This window comes from Alkanindiges hydrocarboniclasticus (genome assembly GCF_001982605.1).
Classification (GTDB): domain Bacteria; phylum Pseudomonadota; class Gammaproteobacteria; order Pseudomonadales; family Moraxellaceae; genus Alkanindiges; species Alkanindiges hydrocarboniclasticus.
In genome coordinates, this window is sequence record NZ_MLCN01000024.1 from 1 (window position 1) to 17,083 (window position 17,083).

At 47.1% G+C, this 17,083-nt stretch carries 16 protein-coding genes and 1 pseudogene; 10 read left to right on the top strand and 7 right to left on the bottom strand.

The window, feature by feature from the left end; genetic code table 11:
* Window positions 1-42: 42 nt before the first annotated feature.
* Window positions 43-456, bottom strand: a pseudogene (gene mreC / locus BKE30_RS09840) (rod shape-determining protein MreC); the annotation flags it as partial.
* 197 nt (window positions 457-653) lie between these two features.
* The gene (locus BKE30_RS09845) at window positions 654-1,694 is read right to left on the bottom strand and encodes a rod shape-determining protein (RefSeq protein ID WP_026471092.1); all 1,041 of its coding nucleotides are present in this window, start codon (window positions 1,692-1,694) and stop codon (window positions 654-656) included.
* A gap of 157 nt (window positions 1,695-1,851) precedes the next feature.
* On the opposite strand from BKE30_RS09845, the gene gatC reads away from it, so the two are divergent.
* The 6 genes from gatC to BKE30_RS09875 all read left to right on the top strand — a co-directional run bounded on the left by gatC (window position 1,852) and on the right by BKE30_RS09875 (window position 7,586).
* Complete coding sequence (gene gatC, locus BKE30_RS09850) at window positions 1,852-2,166, top strand: Asp-tRNA(Asn)/Glu-tRNA(Gln) amidotransferase subunit GatC (protein ID WP_076878439.1); 315 nt, start codon at window positions 1,852-1,854, stop codon at window positions 2,164-2,166.
* An 81-nt stretch (window positions 2,167-2,247) separates the two neighbouring features.
* Window positions 2,248-3,780, top strand: coding sequence for an Asp-tRNA(Asn)/Glu-tRNA(Gln) amidotransferase subunit GatA (gene gatA / locus BKE30_RS09855; RefSeq protein ID WP_076878440.1), 1,533 nt, complete (start codon window positions 2,248-2,250; stop codon window positions 3,778-3,780).
* Window positions 3,780-5,279, top strand: a complete 1,500-nt coding sequence (gene gatB, locus BKE30_RS09860; protein ID WP_076878441.1) for an Asp-tRNA(Asn)/Glu-tRNA(Gln) amidotransferase subunit GatB — start codon at window positions 3,780-3,782, stop codon at window positions 5,277-5,279. Before gatA ends, gatB begins: the two co-directional genes overlap by 1 nt.
* 201 nt (window positions 5,280-5,480) lie before the next feature.
* Window positions 5,481-6,098: a DUF6915 family protein gene (locus tag BKE30_RS09865; RefSeq protein ID WP_076878442.1), complete on the top strand. Its 618-nt coding sequence runs from the start codon at window positions 5,481-5,483 to the stop codon at window positions 6,096-6,098.
* A gap of 12 nt (window positions 6,099-6,110) precedes the next feature.
* A complete protein-coding gene (locus BKE30_RS09870; RefSeq protein ID WP_076878443.1) occupies window positions 6,111-6,851 on the top strand; it encodes a hypothetical protein in 741 nt (246 codons plus the stop codon).
* A 12-nt stretch (window positions 6,852-6,863) separates the two neighbouring features.
* Window positions 6,864-7,586, top strand: a complete 723-nt coding sequence (locus tag BKE30_RS09875) for an RNA-binding protein (protein ID WP_076878444.1) — start codon at window positions 6,864-6,866, stop codon at window positions 7,584-7,586.
* Window positions 7,587-7,646: 60 nt separating this feature from the next.
* On the opposite strand, the gene gltS is transcribed toward BKE30_RS09875, so the two are convergent.
* From gltS to BKE30_RS09895, 4 genes are all read right to left on the bottom strand, one after another.
* A complete protein-coding gene (gene gltS, locus BKE30_RS09880) occupies window positions 7,647-8,870 on the bottom strand; it encodes a sodium/glutamate symporter (RefSeq protein WP_076878445.1) in 1,224 nt (407 codons plus the stop codon).
* Window positions 8,871-8,952: 82 nt separating this feature from the next.
* Entirely contained in the window at window positions 8,953-10,188 is a 1,236-nt protein-coding gene (locus BKE30_RS09885; RefSeq protein WP_076878446.1) for a multidrug effflux MFS transporter, read from the bottom strand.
* A gap of 180 nt (window positions 10,189-10,368) precedes the next feature.
* The gene (locus tag BKE30_RS09890) at window positions 10,369-11,082 is read right to left on the bottom strand and encodes a type 1 glutamine amidotransferase (RefSeq protein WP_076878447.1); all 714 of its coding nucleotides are present in this window, start codon (window positions 11,080-11,082) and stop codon (window positions 10,369-10,371) included.
* A gap of 151 nt (window positions 11,083-11,233) precedes the next feature.
* Entirely contained in the window at window positions 11,234-11,698 is a 465-nt protein-coding gene (locus tag BKE30_RS09895; RefSeq protein ID WP_076878448.1) for a hypothetical protein, read from the bottom strand.
* A gap of 258 nt (window positions 11,699-11,956) precedes the next feature.
* Between BKE30_RS09895 and BKE30_RS09900 the strand changes: the two genes are divergently transcribed.
* Complete coding sequence (locus tag BKE30_RS09900; protein ID WP_076878449.1) at window positions 11,957-12,511, top strand: SdpI family protein; 555 nt, start codon at window positions 11,957-11,959, stop codon at window positions 12,509-12,511.
* A 217-nt stretch (window positions 12,512-12,728) separates the two neighbouring features.
* On the top strand, window positions 12,729-15,383 hold the full coding sequence (locus BKE30_RS09905) for a PepSY domain-containing protein (RefSeq protein WP_076878450.1): 2,655 nt from the start codon (window positions 12,729-12,731) through the stop codon (window positions 15,381-15,383).
* A gap of 61 nt (window positions 15,384-15,444) precedes the next feature.
* Here the strand turns inward: BKE30_RS09905 and BKE30_RS09910 are convergent, their stop codons facing one another.
* Window positions 15,445-16,152, bottom strand: a complete 708-nt coding sequence (locus BKE30_RS09910) for a Crp/Fnr family transcriptional regulator (protein WP_264754301.1) — start codon at window positions 16,150-16,152, stop codon at window positions 15,445-15,447.
* A gap of 141 nt (window positions 16,153-16,293) precedes the next feature.
* Here BKE30_RS09910 and BKE30_RS09915 point away from each other — a divergent pair, with 141 nt between their 5' ends.
* Both BKE30_RS09915 and BKE30_RS09920 read left to right on the top strand, forming a co-directional pair.
* Complete coding sequence (locus BKE30_RS09915; protein WP_076878452.1) at window positions 16,294-16,611, top strand: Mpo1-like protein; 318 nt, start codon at window positions 16,294-16,296, stop codon at window positions 16,609-16,611.
* Window positions 16,612-16,813: 202 nt separating this feature from the next.
* Complete coding sequence (locus BKE30_RS09920; RefSeq protein ID WP_076878453.1) at window positions 16,814-16,993, top strand: hypothetical protein; 180 nt, start codon at window positions 16,814-16,816, stop codon at window positions 16,991-16,993.
* Window positions 16,994-17,083: the final 90 nt, after the last annotated feature.

Below are 17,083 nucleotides of genomic sequence, written 5' to 3' on the forward strand. Positions count from 1 at the left end.
CAATAAATTAATCTCTGTTGCACTTCATTTGAGAATCTAAGTAATTAAAATCTGGCGCAACGGATCAGTGTCAGTACCAATGACCTCGCTAATCAGCATACGGCCATCAATAATCAGCGGGGTATTTAGCAAGCCACGCAGGCGGGTATTTTCAGCAGACAATTCAGCCAGTTTTTGCAGGCGAACCCGATTTTGCAGCAGTTCGGCACGCATAGCGGTATTTTCACGCCGGAGCTGATCTTCTGATTTGCTTTGCTGGCGAAACCAGTCACCGGATAACACGGGATAACTGGCCAGTGCATAAATCGGGTTAAATGCACGATGCACCAGATTGCGTACTGGCGTTATATAGTCTTCATAGCGCCAGTTAATGAAAATCAGGGCAAAACAGGCAATCAGTGCCAGCGTAAAAGAACGAATCGCTGGCGGCTGACGGCTGAAAATATTGGACTGCACCGAACCGCCTTAAGATTTAAAAACTATAGAGCTTAAAATTTTGCTGTGATTCGACAGGCTCAGCAACCATGATTCGACACGATTCCTGAACTTGTAGTTCAACAAGCTCACTAACTATCGAAGGACAGTTACTGAGTTTGTCAAAAGCCTCAGCCTGTCTAGGGAAATCTAGTACCGGGTCAGAAACCGGAAAATGATTAACCTACAAACAGCATGTCATAGTTTGGATTGTCAAAGTACTCCAGCACCTTACCGCCCCCACGGGTCACGCAGGTCAATGGGTCTTCGGCAACCACCACGGGCAGGCCGGTTTCCTGCGATAACAGTTTGTCCAGATTACGCAGCAATGCACCACCACCTGTGAGCACAATACCACGCTCGGCAATGTCGGCAGACAGTTCAGGCGGGGTTTGTTCCAGCGCAGTTTTGACGGCACTGACAATGCTGGACAGCGGATCAGAAATAGCGGTCAGCACTTCTTCAGAATTAATCACAAATGAACGCGGTACGCCTTCGGCCAGATTACGGCCACGCACTTCAATTTCCAGTACCTTGCCATCGGCATAGGCCATGCCCACTTCCTGCTTGATACGCTCTGCCGTGGTTTCACCAATCACACAGCCATGCGCTTTACGCACGTAGTTGATCAGTTGCTCGTCAAAAATGTCGCCACCGATACGCAGGGAGTCGGAATACACACAGCCTGACAGGGAAATAATGGCAATTTCAGTCGTACCACCGCCCACATCCACCACCATGGAGCCACAGGCCTGTTCAACCGGCATACCCGCGCCAATAGCTGCGGCCATGGGTTCCTCGATCAGGCGTACATCCCTTGCACCGGCACGCTCAACTGCTTCACGGATGGCACGGCGCTCAACCAGTGTAGACTTGCAGGGCACACACACCACCACGCGTGGGGTTGGTGGCAACAGGCGTTTTTCATGCACCTTGTGAATAAAGTACTGCAACATGGTTTCAGTGACTTCAAAGTCAGCAATCACCCCATCCTTTAAAGGGCGAATAGCAGAAATATTGGCTGGTGTACGGCCCAGCATCTGTTTTGCATCAATACCGACAGCAGCAACCGTTTTATTTGAACCGCTGTGACGGATGGCTACAACCGTGGGTTCATCTAATACAATACCGCGACCAGGTGCATAAATAAGCGTGTTTGCTGTACCAAGATCAATAGCCAGATCTGTGGAGAACAAGCCAAAAAGACGTTTTAAAATCACGGGGCATTCCAGAAGAAAATGAGATGGCAAATTAGATGACAATGCAAGGACGCAACTTTAACGAAATGCTATTATTTAGACAAGCCATTTGGACAAGTCGGCATCTTATGATAACGTGCCGCAATTATACTTTTTATGATGATGCAGGTGTGCTTTTATGTCAGCAAACACAAGCCAAACCGACAACATATTAACCGCACATGACGTTGAAAAAATTGCCACTTTAAGCCGTCTGGCCATTGATGACAGCAAGGCTAGCGCGTATGCAACCAGCCTTAATAAAATTCTGTCCCTGATGCAGGCATTGCAGCGTATTGATACCACTGGTGTTGAGCCACTCAAAAGCCCGTTTGACCATGCCCAGCCGCTGCGTAATGACGCTGTGACCGAGCCAAATCGCCGTGACGATTACCAGGCCGTGGCACCAGCAACCCAGGACGGCCTGTATCTGGTGCCGCGCGTCATTGAATAATTGTTAAATAAGGCTAAAAGTCAGGCTTTTTGCCGCAATGTATTTCTTATTTTTTCTTTAACAAAATATATCTGAATCATTATGACCGATCTTTATTCTTCTGACCTGCATAAGCTTGGCGTACGCCAGCTGAGTGAAGGCCTGGCTGCCAAGCAGTTTTCATCTGTTGAACTGACCCAGCATTATTTACAGCGTATTGCTGTCATTGATCCACAGCTCAACAGCTATGTCACTGTCACTACTGAACTGGCACTGGCGCAGGCGCAAGCCGCTGATCAGACACGCACTGAAGGCAAGGCAGGCGTCCTGACCGGTATTCCACTGGCGCACAAGGACATCTTTTGTACGCAAGGCATTAAGACTACGGCTGGCTCTAAAATGCTGGGTGATCCAAAAAATCCGTTCATTGCCCCCTACAATGCCACTGTGGTTGAAAAATGCCTGAATGCCGGATTGGTCACGCTAGGCAAGGTCAACATGGACGAGTTTGCCATGGGTTCCAGCAATGAAAATTCATTTTATGGTGCCACCAAAAACCCATGGGATTTTGACCGGGTTCCCGGTGGTTCTTCCGGTGGGTCAGCCGCCGCAGTAGCTGCTGATCTGGCACCGCTGGCAACTGGTACTGACACCGGCGGTTCCATTCGCCAGCCCGCCTCATTTTGTGGCTTAACCGGCATCAAGCCAACCTATGGCCGAATTTCCCGTTTTGGCATGATTGCCTATGCCTCAAGCCTTGATCAGGCTGGCCCAATGGCACGTTCTGCTGAAGACTGTGCTTATTTGCTCAAAGTCATGGCAGGCCACGATGCCAAGGACTCCACCAGTGTTGACCGTCCGGTTGATGATTATGTTTCCCAATTAAACCAGCCATTAAAAGGCCTGCGCATTGGGCTGCCACGCCAGTATTTTGGCCACAATGGTTTAAACAGTGAAGTACAAAGCCGTCTTGATACGGCCCTGCAACAGCTGGTACAACTGGGTGCCATACTGGTGGATATTGACCTTGACACCACTGATGCAGCCATTCCTGCCTATTACCTGCTGGCTCCGGCAGAAGCATCCAGTAACCTGTCGCGTTATGACGGCGTGCGTTATGGCTATCGCTGTGAAAACCCCACTGACCTGACCGACCTGTATAGCCGTTCGCGTTCTGAAGGTTTTGGTGATGAAGTGCAGCGCCGGATTTTAATTGGCACCTACGCCCTGTCTGCCGGTTACTACGATGCCTATTATGTTAAGGCGCAAAAAGTACGTCGCCTGATTCAGCAGGACTTTTTACGGGCCTTTGAACAGGTCGACGTCATTGCCGGGCCAACAGCGCCCAGCACCGCGTACCAGATTGGTGAAAACCTTGATCCGGTCAGCATGTATCTAGGCGATATTTACACCATTGCTGTCAATCTTGCTGGCTTACCCGCCATTAGCGCACCAGTGGGCTTTGATGATAATAAGCTACCCGTTGGCCTGCAACTGATTGGCCCGTACTGGTCTGAAAGCAAGCTATTATCCATTATTCATCAATACCAGCAACACACTGACTGGCACCTGCAACGCTCACCACTGATTGCTGCCCAGCTTAACAGCGCAGTAAGTGCACAGGAGAAGGCATAATGACTCAGACAACCTCCCAATCCACTACCAATCAGTCCAGTGCAAAATCCAAGCTGGTGCATGGCTGGGAAGTGGTGATTGGCCTGGAGATCCATTGCCAGCTCAATACCAACAGCAAGATTTTTTCAGGTGCATCCACCGAATTTGGTGCCGAACCCAACACGCAAGCCAGCCTGATTGACCTGGCCCTGCCCGGTGCACTGCCTGTTTTGAATAAAGAAGTGGTGAACAAAGCGATTCGTTTTGGGTTGGGCATTGATGCCGAAATTGGCCGTGCCTCGGTATTTGCGCGCAAGAACTATTTTTATCCTGACTTGCCCAAAGGCTACCAGATTAGCCAGATGGATCATCCCATTGTGGGCAAGGGTTTTGTAGACATTATCCTTGCCGATGGCAGCACCAAGCGTGTTGGTGTCACCCGGGCGCATCTGGAGGAAGATGCGGGTAAATCGCTGCATGAAGATTTTGCCGGCATGACTGGCATTGACCTTAACCGTGCTGGTACGCCGCTGCTTGAAATTGTGTCTGAACCGGATATGCGTTCGGCTGAAGAAGCCGTGGCTTATGTGCGTACCATTCATGCGCTGGTACGCTGGCTGGGCATTAGTGATGGCAACATGGCCGAAGGCTCGTTTCGCTGTGACTGTAACGTATCCGTTCGCCAGCCCGGTGATGAATACGGTACCCGCTGCGAGCTAAAAAACATTAACTCGTTCCGCTTTATTGAACGAGCCATTGAAGCCGAAGTCGAGCGCCAGATTGACCTGATTGAAGGCGGCGGCCGCGTCATTCAGGCTACCCGTCTGTACGACCCCAACAAAAACGAAACCCGCAGCATGCGCTCCAAGGAAGAAGCCAACGATTACCGCTACTTCCCTGACCCAGATTTGCTGCCGGTCGAAATTTCCGAAGCACAAATTGAGCAAATCCGTGCTGAATTGCCAGAGCTTCCCGTGGCGCGCCGCGAACGCTTTGTTAGCCAGTATCAGTTGCCGGAATATGATGCGCGTGTCTTAACTGGTTCGCGTGATCTGGCCGATTTTTATGAAGCCACCGTACAAGCGGCAGGTGGCGCACAACAGGCCAAGCAGGCAGCCAACTGGGTAATGGGTGAACTGCTGGCCGCACTGAATAAAAGTGATGCGGACATTGTGGATTCCCCGGTTACGCCACAGCAACTGGGTGGTGTGATTGCCCGCATTGTGGACAACACCATTAGCGGCAAGATTGCCAAACAAGTATTTGCCGAGATGTTTGAAGGAGCTGGCAAAACAGCCGATCAAATTATCGAGGAAAAAGGCCTAAAACAGGAAACTGATACGGGTGCCATTGAGGCCATTATCAGGGACGTATTAGCGGCCAATGAAACCATGGTTGCAGAATATAAATCCGGCAAGGAAAAAGCCTTTAATGGTTTGGTCGGTCAGGTGATGAAAGCCTCTAAGGGCAAGGCTAATCCAGCGCAGGTGAATCAATTGATGAAGCAAATGCTGGGTTAAGTTTTATTTTCTATTGTTGTTAAGAGGCCATGTTATTTTTAGCATGGCTTTTTTCTTTTATTGCGCTTTCTTTTATTGCTCTATAGAAATCCTATAAAAATTTATTAAGCGACAAGATATGACTTAATCATAAATTATTTCAATTATTTGCCCTATTTTTTTGCTAGGATTCAGGGTAAATAAAGCGGATTAAAGTTAACCATGAATCCTGTACAGCACGCGCAAATTTCACAACGACGGCGCGGTGGCGAACTTGAAGATTATATTGAAATTCATGCCTTGATCGACAGCACCAAAATGCTATGTACCGACAATCGTCACCGTATTTTGCATACCTTTTGGGGCGTGCAGGAAGTAATTATTCCGGTATTTGGCCATCATTTTAATAATAGTGCCGGTAAAAATATTGAGGTCAAAGACCTGTGTGAAAAAGATCATTTACTGGTCGATTTTCACCATCGCTTTATTCCAACGCTAGGCGATTTTGTGGCTGCCATGCAGGATATTCCTACGGACGGTTTGGCCAAGCGTCTGGAAAAATTTCATTGTGAGGTAATTGATGATCCCACGCTATCTGCCACCTTACTCTCACCCCTATCCGTTACCGGACAGTTAAAATCCCTGCTGATCACCCACAATAGCTGGTTTATCAATACCATTTTACCGCTGATGGGCAAAAGTGATGCCAAATTCATTGAATTTGATATTACACCCGCTATGTTTTTTAACCCGATGCGCTTTGAACTGTGGATGGACAATGGTATGGCGGTGCCACTTAGCGCGCTGAAGTTGCAGGATTTAAAAGTAAACATTAATTAAGAGAAAATAAAAATGCAACAAGATGAAAAAATTTATGCAATTCGTCATTTATCATTTTGGTATACCGATGAATGGTATAAATCACTTTTGGATAACACAGATCATGCAGGTCATATAGCTGCATTATTTAATAATAAAGAAGAAGCCATTCAAAAATGGAAGCAGCTAGAATATGAATTTAGTCACAAAGCAAAATTTGCAAATATTATTTATTGTGAATATTCTGGTAGAGATGATTATGGCAAAGAAGCCGCTTTAGTACAAAAATCAGTTGATGATTTATTTGAGATTATCCAAGAATTAGAATGTGCTGTTTATGGATTATATGAGTACCCTAAAAATCTAAAACAACAAGCCTTGTTCGATTACCAACAGCAAAAATATGATGATTGTGAGATTAATACTGGAGATGATTTAAAAAGTAATATTTTTATTGCGGCTAACTTTATAAAAAATAATCCCTTAAATCACGAAGTCATTCCCCCTGTAGTTGATCCATATGATCATTACGTTACATTAAAAGGCTCCTTAGAAGAGTTAAGTGATACGCCTTTGTTATTACAGCGATTATTAGAAGAAAATTCTGATATTCAATATGAAGATCAAAACTTGTTAAAAATAAAATTTAAGGATTTAGCGCAAATTAATGCGTTGCTGAAAAATCCTATTGAACAAGAAATGCGCTATTTATCTATTGAAGAAATATATCAGCTTGAAAAACAGCTTAACCTTACCGACCCAGAATCCATTTAAAGTGAATAAATCATGAGCAACATTAAATATGTCATCCGCCACAATGAATTTGCCTACAACGATGAATGGTTTTTAACCGATGATGCCACTGCCGGACGAATTACAGCGGTTTATACCGATAAAGCCGAAGCGGAACAGGCCTATAAGACCCTGATTGTTGACGCCTTATATAATGAATATGAATTAAGCCAGTACGATATTGGCAACGGTGAGGCAGACGATGAAACCTATGAAAAAATTGAAGCCTTTGTTTTAGAAAAAACCGGAAAACCTTTTGATAGCGAAACCTTGCCAGAAATGAGCGAGGATGACGCGTTTGAATTTGCCAGATTGTCTGGCATTTTATGTTATCAGCTCATCGAATTTGATGATAGCAAGCCGCATTATGCGCTCTGGATCAATGCAGAAGAATCCTATATGGATCACTATGATACTGGTTCGATATTGTTTGATCATGATCCGGATTTTATTGAAGATAGCGATTGTGACTGGTATTTCCTGAGCAGAATAGAGCAAACCCTGCAAGGAAGTCTGGCTGACCTGAGTGATAGTCCTGAAATCTTGCAGGCCTTTTTGCAAAACGCAGCAGGCATCAGCTTTGATGCACAACAGCAGGCTTTAGTAATCAATGGGAATGGCTCGAATTACCAGACCATCAAGGCACTGAATGCCCTGCTCAAGCAGCCTTTATTTGAAATTCATAGCCTAACCCTTGAGCAGATTCAGGCGTTATAAGCCTGTTAAAAGCTGCGGATTACCAATTGATCAGCAGCTTTTTTAGTGCCTACGTTTAAGTTATCCAATTAATTTGATAAATACCTGAATCACGCCCGCATTAATCAAGTCAATAAAGAACGCACCGACCATAGGCACAATCAAAAAAGCCTTATGCGATGGGCCGTATTTGTTGGTAATGGCCTGCATATTGGCAACGGCAGTTGGCGTTGCGCCCATGCCAAATCCACAATGTCCAGCAGCCAGCACTGCCGCATCATAATCACGGCCCATGCCATAAAAAGTTATGAAGTAGGCATATAAGGCCATCACCACGGTTTGCGCTGCCAGAATCACCATCAGGGGTGCAGCCAGGCCCGCCAGTTCCCACAGCTTTAACGACAGCAACGCCATCGCCAAAAATAGCGATAGTGAAGCGCTACCAAACACATCAATGGCACGATCAAACATCTCCACCCGGAAAATATATTCCAGCGCATTGCGAATAATTACCCCACCACCCAGCGCCCAGACAAAGGTAGGTAATTCAAAGGCTGTCCCCTTGGCAATAATCGTCATATAGTCGGCAAAAGCTAAACAGGCGGCAAAGAGTGCCAGTGTTTCAACTGCGGTGGTGGCAGTAATCAGGCGTTCTTTCTGGGGTTGTTCAAAATTCAGCACATCACTGTTTTTAGCCACAGGTAAATTGTTATTGGCTTGCGGTGCGGGCAAATGCAGGTGATGACGCGCAATCAGCGAACGGGCAAGCGGCCCGCCAATCAGTCCGCCAATCACCAGTCCAAACGTGGCACAGGCAATACCCAGCGTCACCGCCCCTTGTATGCCATATTTTTGCTCCATGACCTGCCCCCACGCACCGGCTGTACCATGGCCACCCACCAGTGTAATCGAACCCGCAATCAGGCCAATTAGGGGATCAAGTCCCAGTGCAGCCGCCAAGCCAATCCCAACCACGTCCTGCACCAGAATAAACACAGCAATAATGACCAGAAAAATGACCAGCCCCGTGCCGCCGGCTTTTAACTTGGCAAAGTTGGCACTTAAGCCAATGGAGGCAAAGAAAATCAGCATGAAGGCGGTTTGCAGTTCTTTATGAAAGTTAAACTGGTAGCCAGTAAGTGCATGAATAGCAAACAGGATAATAGCGGCCACCAAACCACCCGCAACAGGTTCGGGAATATTGAAATCCTGCAGAAAGCGGATTTTTTTTACCAGATATTGCCCAATCAGCAAAATAATGACGGCGCTAATCAAGGTGTAATAGGCGTTTAAAGTAAAGTCCATTTTATTGTTCCGTTAATTTTCAGTGAATACCCTGTAATTATTGCTACCAACGCCACAATTATAGGATGAAGTTCTATTGAGTTTAGGCACCTGTCGGTGGCACTGGCGGCATGGCCCGGCGCTCACGCCAGCGCAGCACATACACGGCAGTCAAGCCCGCACCAATTAATACCACCATGACAATGCTCATCGACAGGGATAATGCATACGGCAGCATGTACAGCACCAACCCAGCCAGCAGGCCAAAACCAAACTGCAAGGCACCCATCAGGGCGCTGGCCATGCCGGCACGCTTGCCTTGCTCTGCCAGTGCAATAGCAGTGGCATTGGCACCCGTTAAGCCGACGCCAGAGACCACAAAAAATAGCCCAAACATGCTGGTGGCTAGACTGCTATGTCCAGACAGCGCCACACATAACAAGAATATGGCACCAAAGCTTTGCATGCTGGCGCCAATGTGCAACAGCCGTAATACGCCCATCCGCTTAACCAGCCGTGCATTGAGTTGCGACAGTACAATCAGACCAAATGCATTAAAGCCAAAGATCCAGGCAAAGTTCTGGGCAGACACGCCAAAGTGATCAATAAACAGCGCCGAGGATGCACTAATATAAGCAAACATGGCAGCGCCCAGCAGGCCACCAGCCAGTGCCGGGGTGCGAAAACGGTGATCCTTAAGCAGCTCGACGTAAGTACCAAGCACTTGCCCAACGCTTAACTTGCGTCGTGATTCAACAGGCAGGGTTTCATCAAAATAAAAATGAATCAGCAACAAACAGGCCAAACCACAGAGCAACAGCAGAACAAAAATACCATGCCAGCCTGTCCACAATAGCAAGGCACTACCCAGCATCGGTGCCAGAATGGGTGCAGCACCCATTACCAGCATCAGCATGGAATAGGCCTGTGCCGACTCTGCCATGCTCAGGCGGTCACGAATGGCAGCCCGTGCCATAACCACGCCCACACAACCACCCAGTGCCTGAAAAAAGCGCGCAACCAGTAGCACATCAATGCTGCTGGCCAGTGCACAAACCAGACTGGCCACTACAAAAAGGCTTAAGCCAAAATACAGGGGTAACTTGCGGCCAATGCGGTCACTCACTGGGCCATATATCAACTGTCCCAGTGCCAACCCAAAAAAGTAGGCTGGCAGGCTATTGGCCACCTGCGCTGTTTCAACCGATAGGTCTTTGGCCATGGCAGGTAAAGCAGGCAAATACATATCGATGGACAGTGGCCCCAGTGCCGTAAGCAAACCCAGAATCACAATCCAGCGCATTGAATAAGGACGTGTGGTAGAAGACGTCATTGGCATACATCTAAAATAGTGATGGAAGCACCCTATTTTAGTGGGCCAAATCAATAATTAAGCTTCATTCTTGTTAATAGCGTTGTGTTATTGATCAATTTACCACTAAAGTTGCATAACAAAACGGACAAACCTTAAGCATTGGCAGGGTTATCCGTTGCATCAAAACCTGTCAACGCGCAACAATCAGATCGCTTGCGCCAGAAAATCCAGTATCTCATTCATTAGACCATTGACGGCATTACTATATTGCGGGGTTAGCGCCACAATTTGCGCGTCATCCTGAGTATAGGGCTGGTCTTTGCTGAGTTCTTCTGCCAGCTCATCGGCACAGTGCGCTACAATCTGCGCGGCTGTGTCTGTGGTGGTTTCCAAATGAAACTGCAAGCCAATCACATAATCCTGATACTGAAAAGCCTGATGCTGGCAGCCTGCACTTTTAGCCAGATGGATCGTTCCGGCTGGCAAGTCAAAAGTTTCACCATGCCAGTGAAAGACCGTGGCCTGTGCCGGAAATGCAAATGCTGACTCAGGCAAATTCGGCATAGCTTCAACTGCAAACCAGCCAATTTCCTTAAGCCTGTTACGATACACCGGTGCACCAAGGCTATAGGCAATCAATTGTGCGCCCAGACAAATACCCAGCACTGGCTTGCGCGCGGCAATGGCCTGCTGGATAAATACTTTTTCCTGTGCCAGCCACGGATACTCAGTCTGGTCATTCACACTCATTGGCCCACCCAGCACAATCAGCAGGTCAAACAAATCAGTGGCGGGCAGGCTATTTTCATGATCAGAAAAGAATCGGGTAAAACTTAAAGTAGCCTGTCTGGACTGCACCCATTCTTCAATGCAACCCAAACCTTCAAAAGCCACATGCTGTAAAACATGAACACGCATTTTCACCCCTCCAAAGTAGGATAACTGTGCCTGAATGACTCAGCACATGGTTATTAGCCAAGCCAACTGTATTTTTATGTGTAGCCTGAATTTGCCATTTTTTTAATACGCATCGTTTTAATCCGGTATTTTTTACTATCAGTGCTTTGTGCTAGCTTGATCTATTTTTTGCCGATAAACCAAAGTCGTCTGTATTATTGGCGGCATGCGCATGCATTTCAAATTCATGTTCACGCTGCACAAACCAGTGGCCAAACCATAAAACCACCATCCAGACCAGCACATAACTTAAAAACACCACCAGCCAGAATACTGCATGCTCCAGCGGACTTAACCATGCCAACTGAATGCAATAAGCCAGAACGCCCAGCCCCATCAGACTGCTGATCACGCCCAGCGAAACACGATAAAACTTTAATACCACACTGCTAAGTAACACCGCATGTACCAGTGCTGCAACCAGTACCAGCCCGTATACCATTAGCATATCCGGCTCCAGCTTATAAAACTGGTGTATGGCCGGTTGCAGGGCCAATTTATAAATAAACAGGCTCAAGCCCATCAATGGAAAAACAGCAATAATCCTCACCATGCGAATGATTTGACTCATCATCATGCTTACTCCCCTGACCCATCCCTGATACCATCAAAAGTCTTGTTTTCATCTACTGGCTTTTGTAATTGGTACAAATTTCATTTTCATCCTGATAGATTATTTAATAACATTTTCCGGTTATTTTTAAAACTATTTTTAAAACTGTTTTCTCCACTAAAGATCATTTTTATGGCTATTTAATTCCTGTGGCTAGCGACTTTAGATCAGGCCACTTTTGGGCTACTATACCCATATTCTGCAAAACAAAGATTTTTATTCATTATGGCCAAAAACCTCTATCCCTATACGCTACAGCCGGTTCCGTTTGAACTGTCTGAAGCTGAACAGCGCAGCGCACAACTTATCATCTGGCGCCGTACCAATACCATTAGCCAAAAAACCTGGATCATTCTGGGCATTATTGTCGCGCTGGCTATTGTCGGACTGGTTTTTGTAAAGAACTACTCGACCATTATCTTCTGGCTAATGCTGGTAGGCGTGGTGTTGTACCTGCTGATCCGGCGCTTTGGGCTGGAATGGTATGTCAAGCGCAAGCTCGGTCAGGAGCTGATTGAGGACATCAAGGGCATTAAAATGGGTGTGCAGCCACAGGGCCTGACCATGATTCAACGCATGGGCGCACAGGAAGGTCGCGGCATGATTAGCTGGAAAGATGTGACCGAATGGCAGGATCACCCGGACTTTTTGTTTTTAACCTTTAAGGTCAAAGGCCAGCAGGGCGCGCATGTATTACCCAAGCGCATGAATTCGCAAAATTTCTCGTTTGATACCATTCGCAAGCATTTAACTGAAACCGTTGGCCCCGCCAAATAATTAAAATCCGGCAGACAAGAGGCCACTTTATTATTGGTGGTTATTCTCAAGCTCAAGCCGACATCCTAGTCGGCTTTTGTTTATGCTTTTTTTAGCATGGCTAAATGACTGCTATTTCATTAAATTTTTTATTAAAAATAAATGAAAAGTTTAATCATTCTCAGTTAACTTCGCTATAATTTGCCTCATTTCCGGGTTGCTGAATGTTCTGATGACTATGCTAAAAAAAATTCTGTTCCAGTTACACTGGTTTTTTGGAATTAGCGCGGGGCTTATTCTGACCATCATGGGCGTAACCGGCGCTATATATTCCTATGAAGAACCTATTACAAAAATATTGAATCCCGACAGCTTTGTAGTACAGGCCCAGCCAAGCACTGTGCTCAGCCCTGCCCAGCTCTATGCTGCCTATCAGCGCCAGTATCCTGATCAGGCCATTAATGCCGTAACCGTGGCGGCCTCAAACACCGAGGCCAACTCAACAACTGAAGCTGCTAGTGTCAATGTGGCTGCACCGGGCAATCGCCGGGGCAAAACCTATTATGTCAACCCGTATACTGCCGAGCGCCTGCCCGAAGCCAAAAGCGAAGCCTTCTTTCATTTTATTGAAGACTTGCATCGTCGCCTGACCATGGGGGAATTTGGCAAGCAGCTTACCGGTATTAGTACCTTTATCCTGATTTATTTTATTTTAAGCGGACTGTATTTACGCTGGCCTAAAAAAAGCACTGCCAAAGAATGGCTAGTGGTTAAAAAGAATTTAAAAGGACGCAGTTTTTTATGGAACCTGCATGCGGTGGTGGGTACATGGGTGCTGGTATTTTACCTGTTGCTGGCATTGACGGGTTTAACCTGGTCTTATAACTGGTATCGTAATGCAGCCTATAGCGTTATGGGCGTTGAACCCCCGCAACAGCAGGGCGGCCCCAGAGGCCCGGGTGCTGGCGAACAAAAGCCTTCGGGTGGCGAACGTCCAATGCGGGCACGACAGGATGGTGCACCAGCTAATAGCCGTGGCAGTAAAGATGGCGAAGGCCGCAACAAGCCTGAAATTAACCCAGTTCAGGCTTTAAACCAGGGCTGGCAGGTCTTTAACCAGACCATTAAAAGCTACTCAACAGCTACCTTCCGCCTGCCACAAAAAGGCAATACGCTGGAAATTTCCTTTGTAGATGCTGTGCCACAGCATGAGCGTGCACGTAACACCCTAAAATATAATCTGGCCCAGCAAGATATTGAGGAACTTAGCTTTTATAAAGACAAAGCCCTAAATGAAAAAATCATGAGCAGCATGTTGCCAGTGCATCGCGGTAGCTTTTTTGGGCCGGTCTGGCAGTTCCTGACCATGCTGGCTGCCCTCAGTATGCCGCTGTTTTTCATTACTGGCTGGATGCTCTACCTTAAGCGCCGTAAGCAAAAAAAATTAACCCTTGCAGCGCAACAACTTGCACCGCTGGCCAATGGCGACCAGTCACCATGGCTGGTGGTTTATGCCAGCCAGACTGGCTTTGCCGAACAAGTGGCTTGGCGTACTGCACAAAGCCTGCAACAGGCCAGTATCCCTGCCAAGGTTATCAGCATGGATCAGTTAAGCATTGACCAGCTAAAACATGCGACAAATGCCCTTTTTATTGTGAGCACGTATGGTCAGGGTGAACCACCTGATCACGCGCGTGGGTTTGCCAAAAAATATCTGGCGCAGCCTGTTGGTTTAAGCCAGCTTAATTATGCGGTATTGGCACTGGGTGACAAGGAATATCAGGCCACTTACTGCGCCTTTGGCAAACAGCTCGATCAGTGGCTGGATGACGGCAGCGCCAATCGCCTGTTTGACTGTATTGAAGTGAACTATGGCAGCAATACGGACCTTAATCGCTGGCATGATGCCTTAAGCGGTGTCACACATACCCGTCTGGATAGCATGGTCATTACCAAAGTATTTGACGAGTGGCTGTTGCAAAGCCGTGAGCTGCTCAATCCCGACAGTCTGGGCGAACCTGCCTTTGAAATCCGGCTGAGTGCCCAGCATGATGCCCTGTGGAATGCCGGTGATATTGCTGAAATCCAGCCCGGCAATAGTGATGACATTATTGCCGCCTTTTTGGCCCAGCATGCACTCAGTGCAGAAAGTAAGGTCCAGCTTCATGGCCAGCAGATGCCCCTATTTAAGGCACTGCGTTACCTAAACCTAAATCCTCACGCAACAGCCAGCACACCGCAAAAATTCGGCTTGCAGGAATGGCTAGAACAGCTTGAGCCGCTACCATGGCGGGAATACTCGATTGCATCCATTCCAGAGGATGGCTATTTAAGTCTGGTGGTGCGCCAGAACAAAACCAGTAATGGTCTTGGCCTGAATTTAGGCCTGGGTTCTGGCTGGCTGACTGCCCATGCGGCGGTTGGTCAGAATATTTTGCTACGCATTCGTAGCAATGAAAGCTTTCATGCACCCGATGACAACCGCCCGGTTATTTTGATTGGTAACGGAACCGGCATTGCGGGCCTGATGAGTATTTTAAAATACCGTGCCCTGCATGGCTTTAGCCGCAACTGGCTGATCTTTGGTGAGCGCCAGCGTGAACGTGATTATTTCTTTGCCCAGCAGCTTGACCGGTGGCACATTAACCAGCACCTGCAATCCTTGGATCTGGTGTTTTCACGCGACCAGCCCGAACGCCGCTATGTGCAGCATTGCCTGCTGGCACAACAGCAACAGGTACAGCAATGGGTAGAACAAGGTGCGTCCATTTATGTCTGTGGCAGTATTGATGGCATGGCCCCAGCCGTTGATGCAGCGCTGACTCAGATTCTGGGTGAGGCGATGCTGGAACAACTGACCTTAAATGGGCGCTATCGCCGTGATGTTTATTAATAGACTTTAAAGCAAAACTTGAATGACATTTTGTATAACAGCCTGTCCTTGTGACGGGCTGTTATATTTTCTGGCTCAACTGCTTTAAGCCCTTTAAATCTAGAATTTCTATTTCCCGGTAGTCCACCCGAATGAGCTGCTGCATTTCCAGCTGTTTTAAAATCTGGTTGGTGGTCTGGCGTGAAATGGCTAGCATACTGGCCAGCTGTTCCTGTGGCAAATTTAACACCCGGCGGCTATTCTGGCTTAACTCCCCGTAGCCTTCAGCAATTAAAATCAAACGATTCACCAGCCGTTTAAAAGCCGGAAACAGCGCATTTTCCTCTAGGCTGGCAAAGGTAAAACGGATTTTTTGTGTGCTGAGCTGCGCCATGTAACGCCAGCAGAGCGGGTTGTCCTGCAACATTTGCTCCAGCGCGGCAGGGGGTATCCAGAGTAGCCTGCTGGATTTTTCTGCCACAGCATCATGGGTACGCGGCAAGCCATCAATCAGTGCAATCTCGCCAAACCAGTTGCAGGGTTCAATCACCGCCAGCAATGCTTCCTTGCCCTGTTCATTGTGACTATTAATACGCAATGCCCCGTCCAGCACACAATACAATCCATCAAACACATCATTGCGATAAAACAAATATTGCTGGGCAGCCAGATTTTTAAGTCTGGCAGAGCTTAATAACCGTTGCTGAACATCAGCCGGCAATGAGCGAAACCACTGGCCTTGCTGTAACTGGTGCATCTCATGGGAACTCATATCAGGCATTATTGCCATGTGCTTGCCTTGCCGCGTTAGACCAATTATTCAATCATACGAAAGATTACTGCCCAGTTAAAGATTGTCGCCTAGTTGATAGTGTCAATTGCCGAGTGACCTGTAAGCTATTTAACAAATAATCCCGATGGAGCATCAACCATGAAAATTACCTTAAATGCAGAATGGACACGCCTGCTACAAAGCTATAAAGCTGATCACCAGAACCCCCGCAACCAGTTTTGCCATAAAATTGGCATCCCCCTGATTGCAGCGTCGCTACCCGTCGGCGCCACTATCATTGGCCTCCCTCTTGCTGTTCCCATGTTTACTGTAGGCTGGGGATTTCAGTTTGCAGGCCATATTTTTGAAGGCAAAAAACCCGCTTTTGTTGATGACAAACGTCAATTGCTGGTAGGCCTTGTCTGGTGGGGGCAAAAATCCGGTCTGGTTGATGTCAAAACCACGGCTGAGAATTAATGCCATTTGATGATTTATTACAGCAATTATTTGAAAACAAAGGCCTATCAATATGGATAGGTCTTTTAACAATGGACAAATCCCTTTTAAAACAGGCTTTGGATAATTTGGTTACGCATTAATCCAGTGGCTTATACAAAATAAATTATCTTTAGCAAATCTGCTCTTTTATGCTGTACAAAATAAGTGCTGGAGAAAAGATATGCTGCCAAGACTATTTAAAATTCTAATAGTAGCTGCTACTACTGGCGTACTGAGCCCAGGCTGTGCAGTCCATACACCCGGTGGCCATGTGGTGGTTGATCCGGACCGCACCCATAGCAAGCACCCACACGATGGCAATTTCTGTCCACCCGGTCAGGCTAAAAAAGGCCGCTGTTAGCTCAAGGTTCACTGATTAAAAAGCTCCTTCGTTACAGGAGCTTTTTATAATGTCGAAACTCATTTTAGTGCTAAAACCAATCCCTATATT

Bases quoted from the DNA above. Each gene is read 5' to 3' on its own strand.
- gatC (WP_076878439.1), top strand. From the start codon at position 1,852: ATGTCAGCAAACACAAGCCAAACCGACAACATATTAACCGCACATGAC.
- gatA (WP_076878440.1), top strand. From the start codon at position 2,248: ATGACCGATCTTTATTCTTCTGACCTGCATAAGCTTGGCGTACGCCAG.
- gatB (WP_076878441.1), top strand. From the start codon at position 3,780: ATGACTCAGACAACCTCCCAATCCACTACCAATCAGTCCAGTGCAAAA.
- BKE30_RS09865 (WP_076878442.1), top strand. From the start codon at position 5,481: ATGAATCCTGTACAGCACGCGCAAATTTCACAACGACGGCGCGGTGGC.
- BKE30_RS09870 (WP_076878443.1), top strand. From the start codon at position 6,111: ATGCAACAAGATGAAAAAATTTATGCAATTCGTCATTTATCATTTTGG.
- BKE30_RS09875 (WP_076878444.1), top strand. From the start codon at position 6,864: ATGAGCAACATTAAATATGTCATCCGCCACAATGAATTTGCCTACAAC.
- gltS (WP_076878445.1), bottom strand. From the start codon at position 8,870: ATGGACTTTACTTTAAACGCCTATTACACCTTGATTAGCGCCGTCATT.
- BKE30_RS09885 (WP_076878446.1), bottom strand. From the start codon at position 10,188: ATGCCAATGACGTCTTCTACCACACGTCCTTATTCAATGCGCTGGATT.
- BKE30_RS09890 (WP_076878447.1), bottom strand. From the start codon at position 11,082: ATGCGTGTTCATGTTTTACAGCATGTGGCTTTTGAAGGTTTGGGTTGC.
- BKE30_RS09895 (WP_076878448.1), bottom strand. From the start codon at position 11,698: ATGATGATGAGTCAAATCATTCGCATGGTGAGGATTATTGCTGTTTTT.
- BKE30_RS09905 (WP_076878450.1), top strand. From the start codon at position 12,729: ATGCTAAAAAAAATTCTGTTCCAGTTACACTGGTTTTTTGGAATTAGC.
- BKE30_RS09910 (WP_264754301.1), bottom strand. From the start codon at position 16,152: ATGGCAATAATGCCTGATATGAGTTCCCATGAGATGCACCAGTTACAG.
- BKE30_RS09915 (WP_076878452.1), top strand. From the start codon at position 16,294: ATGAAAATTACCTTAAATGCAGAATGGACACGCCTGCTACAAAGCTAT.
- BKE30_RS09920 (WP_076878453.1), top strand. From the start codon at position 16,814: ATGCTGCCAAGACTATTTAAAATTCTAATAGTAGCTGCTACTACTGGC.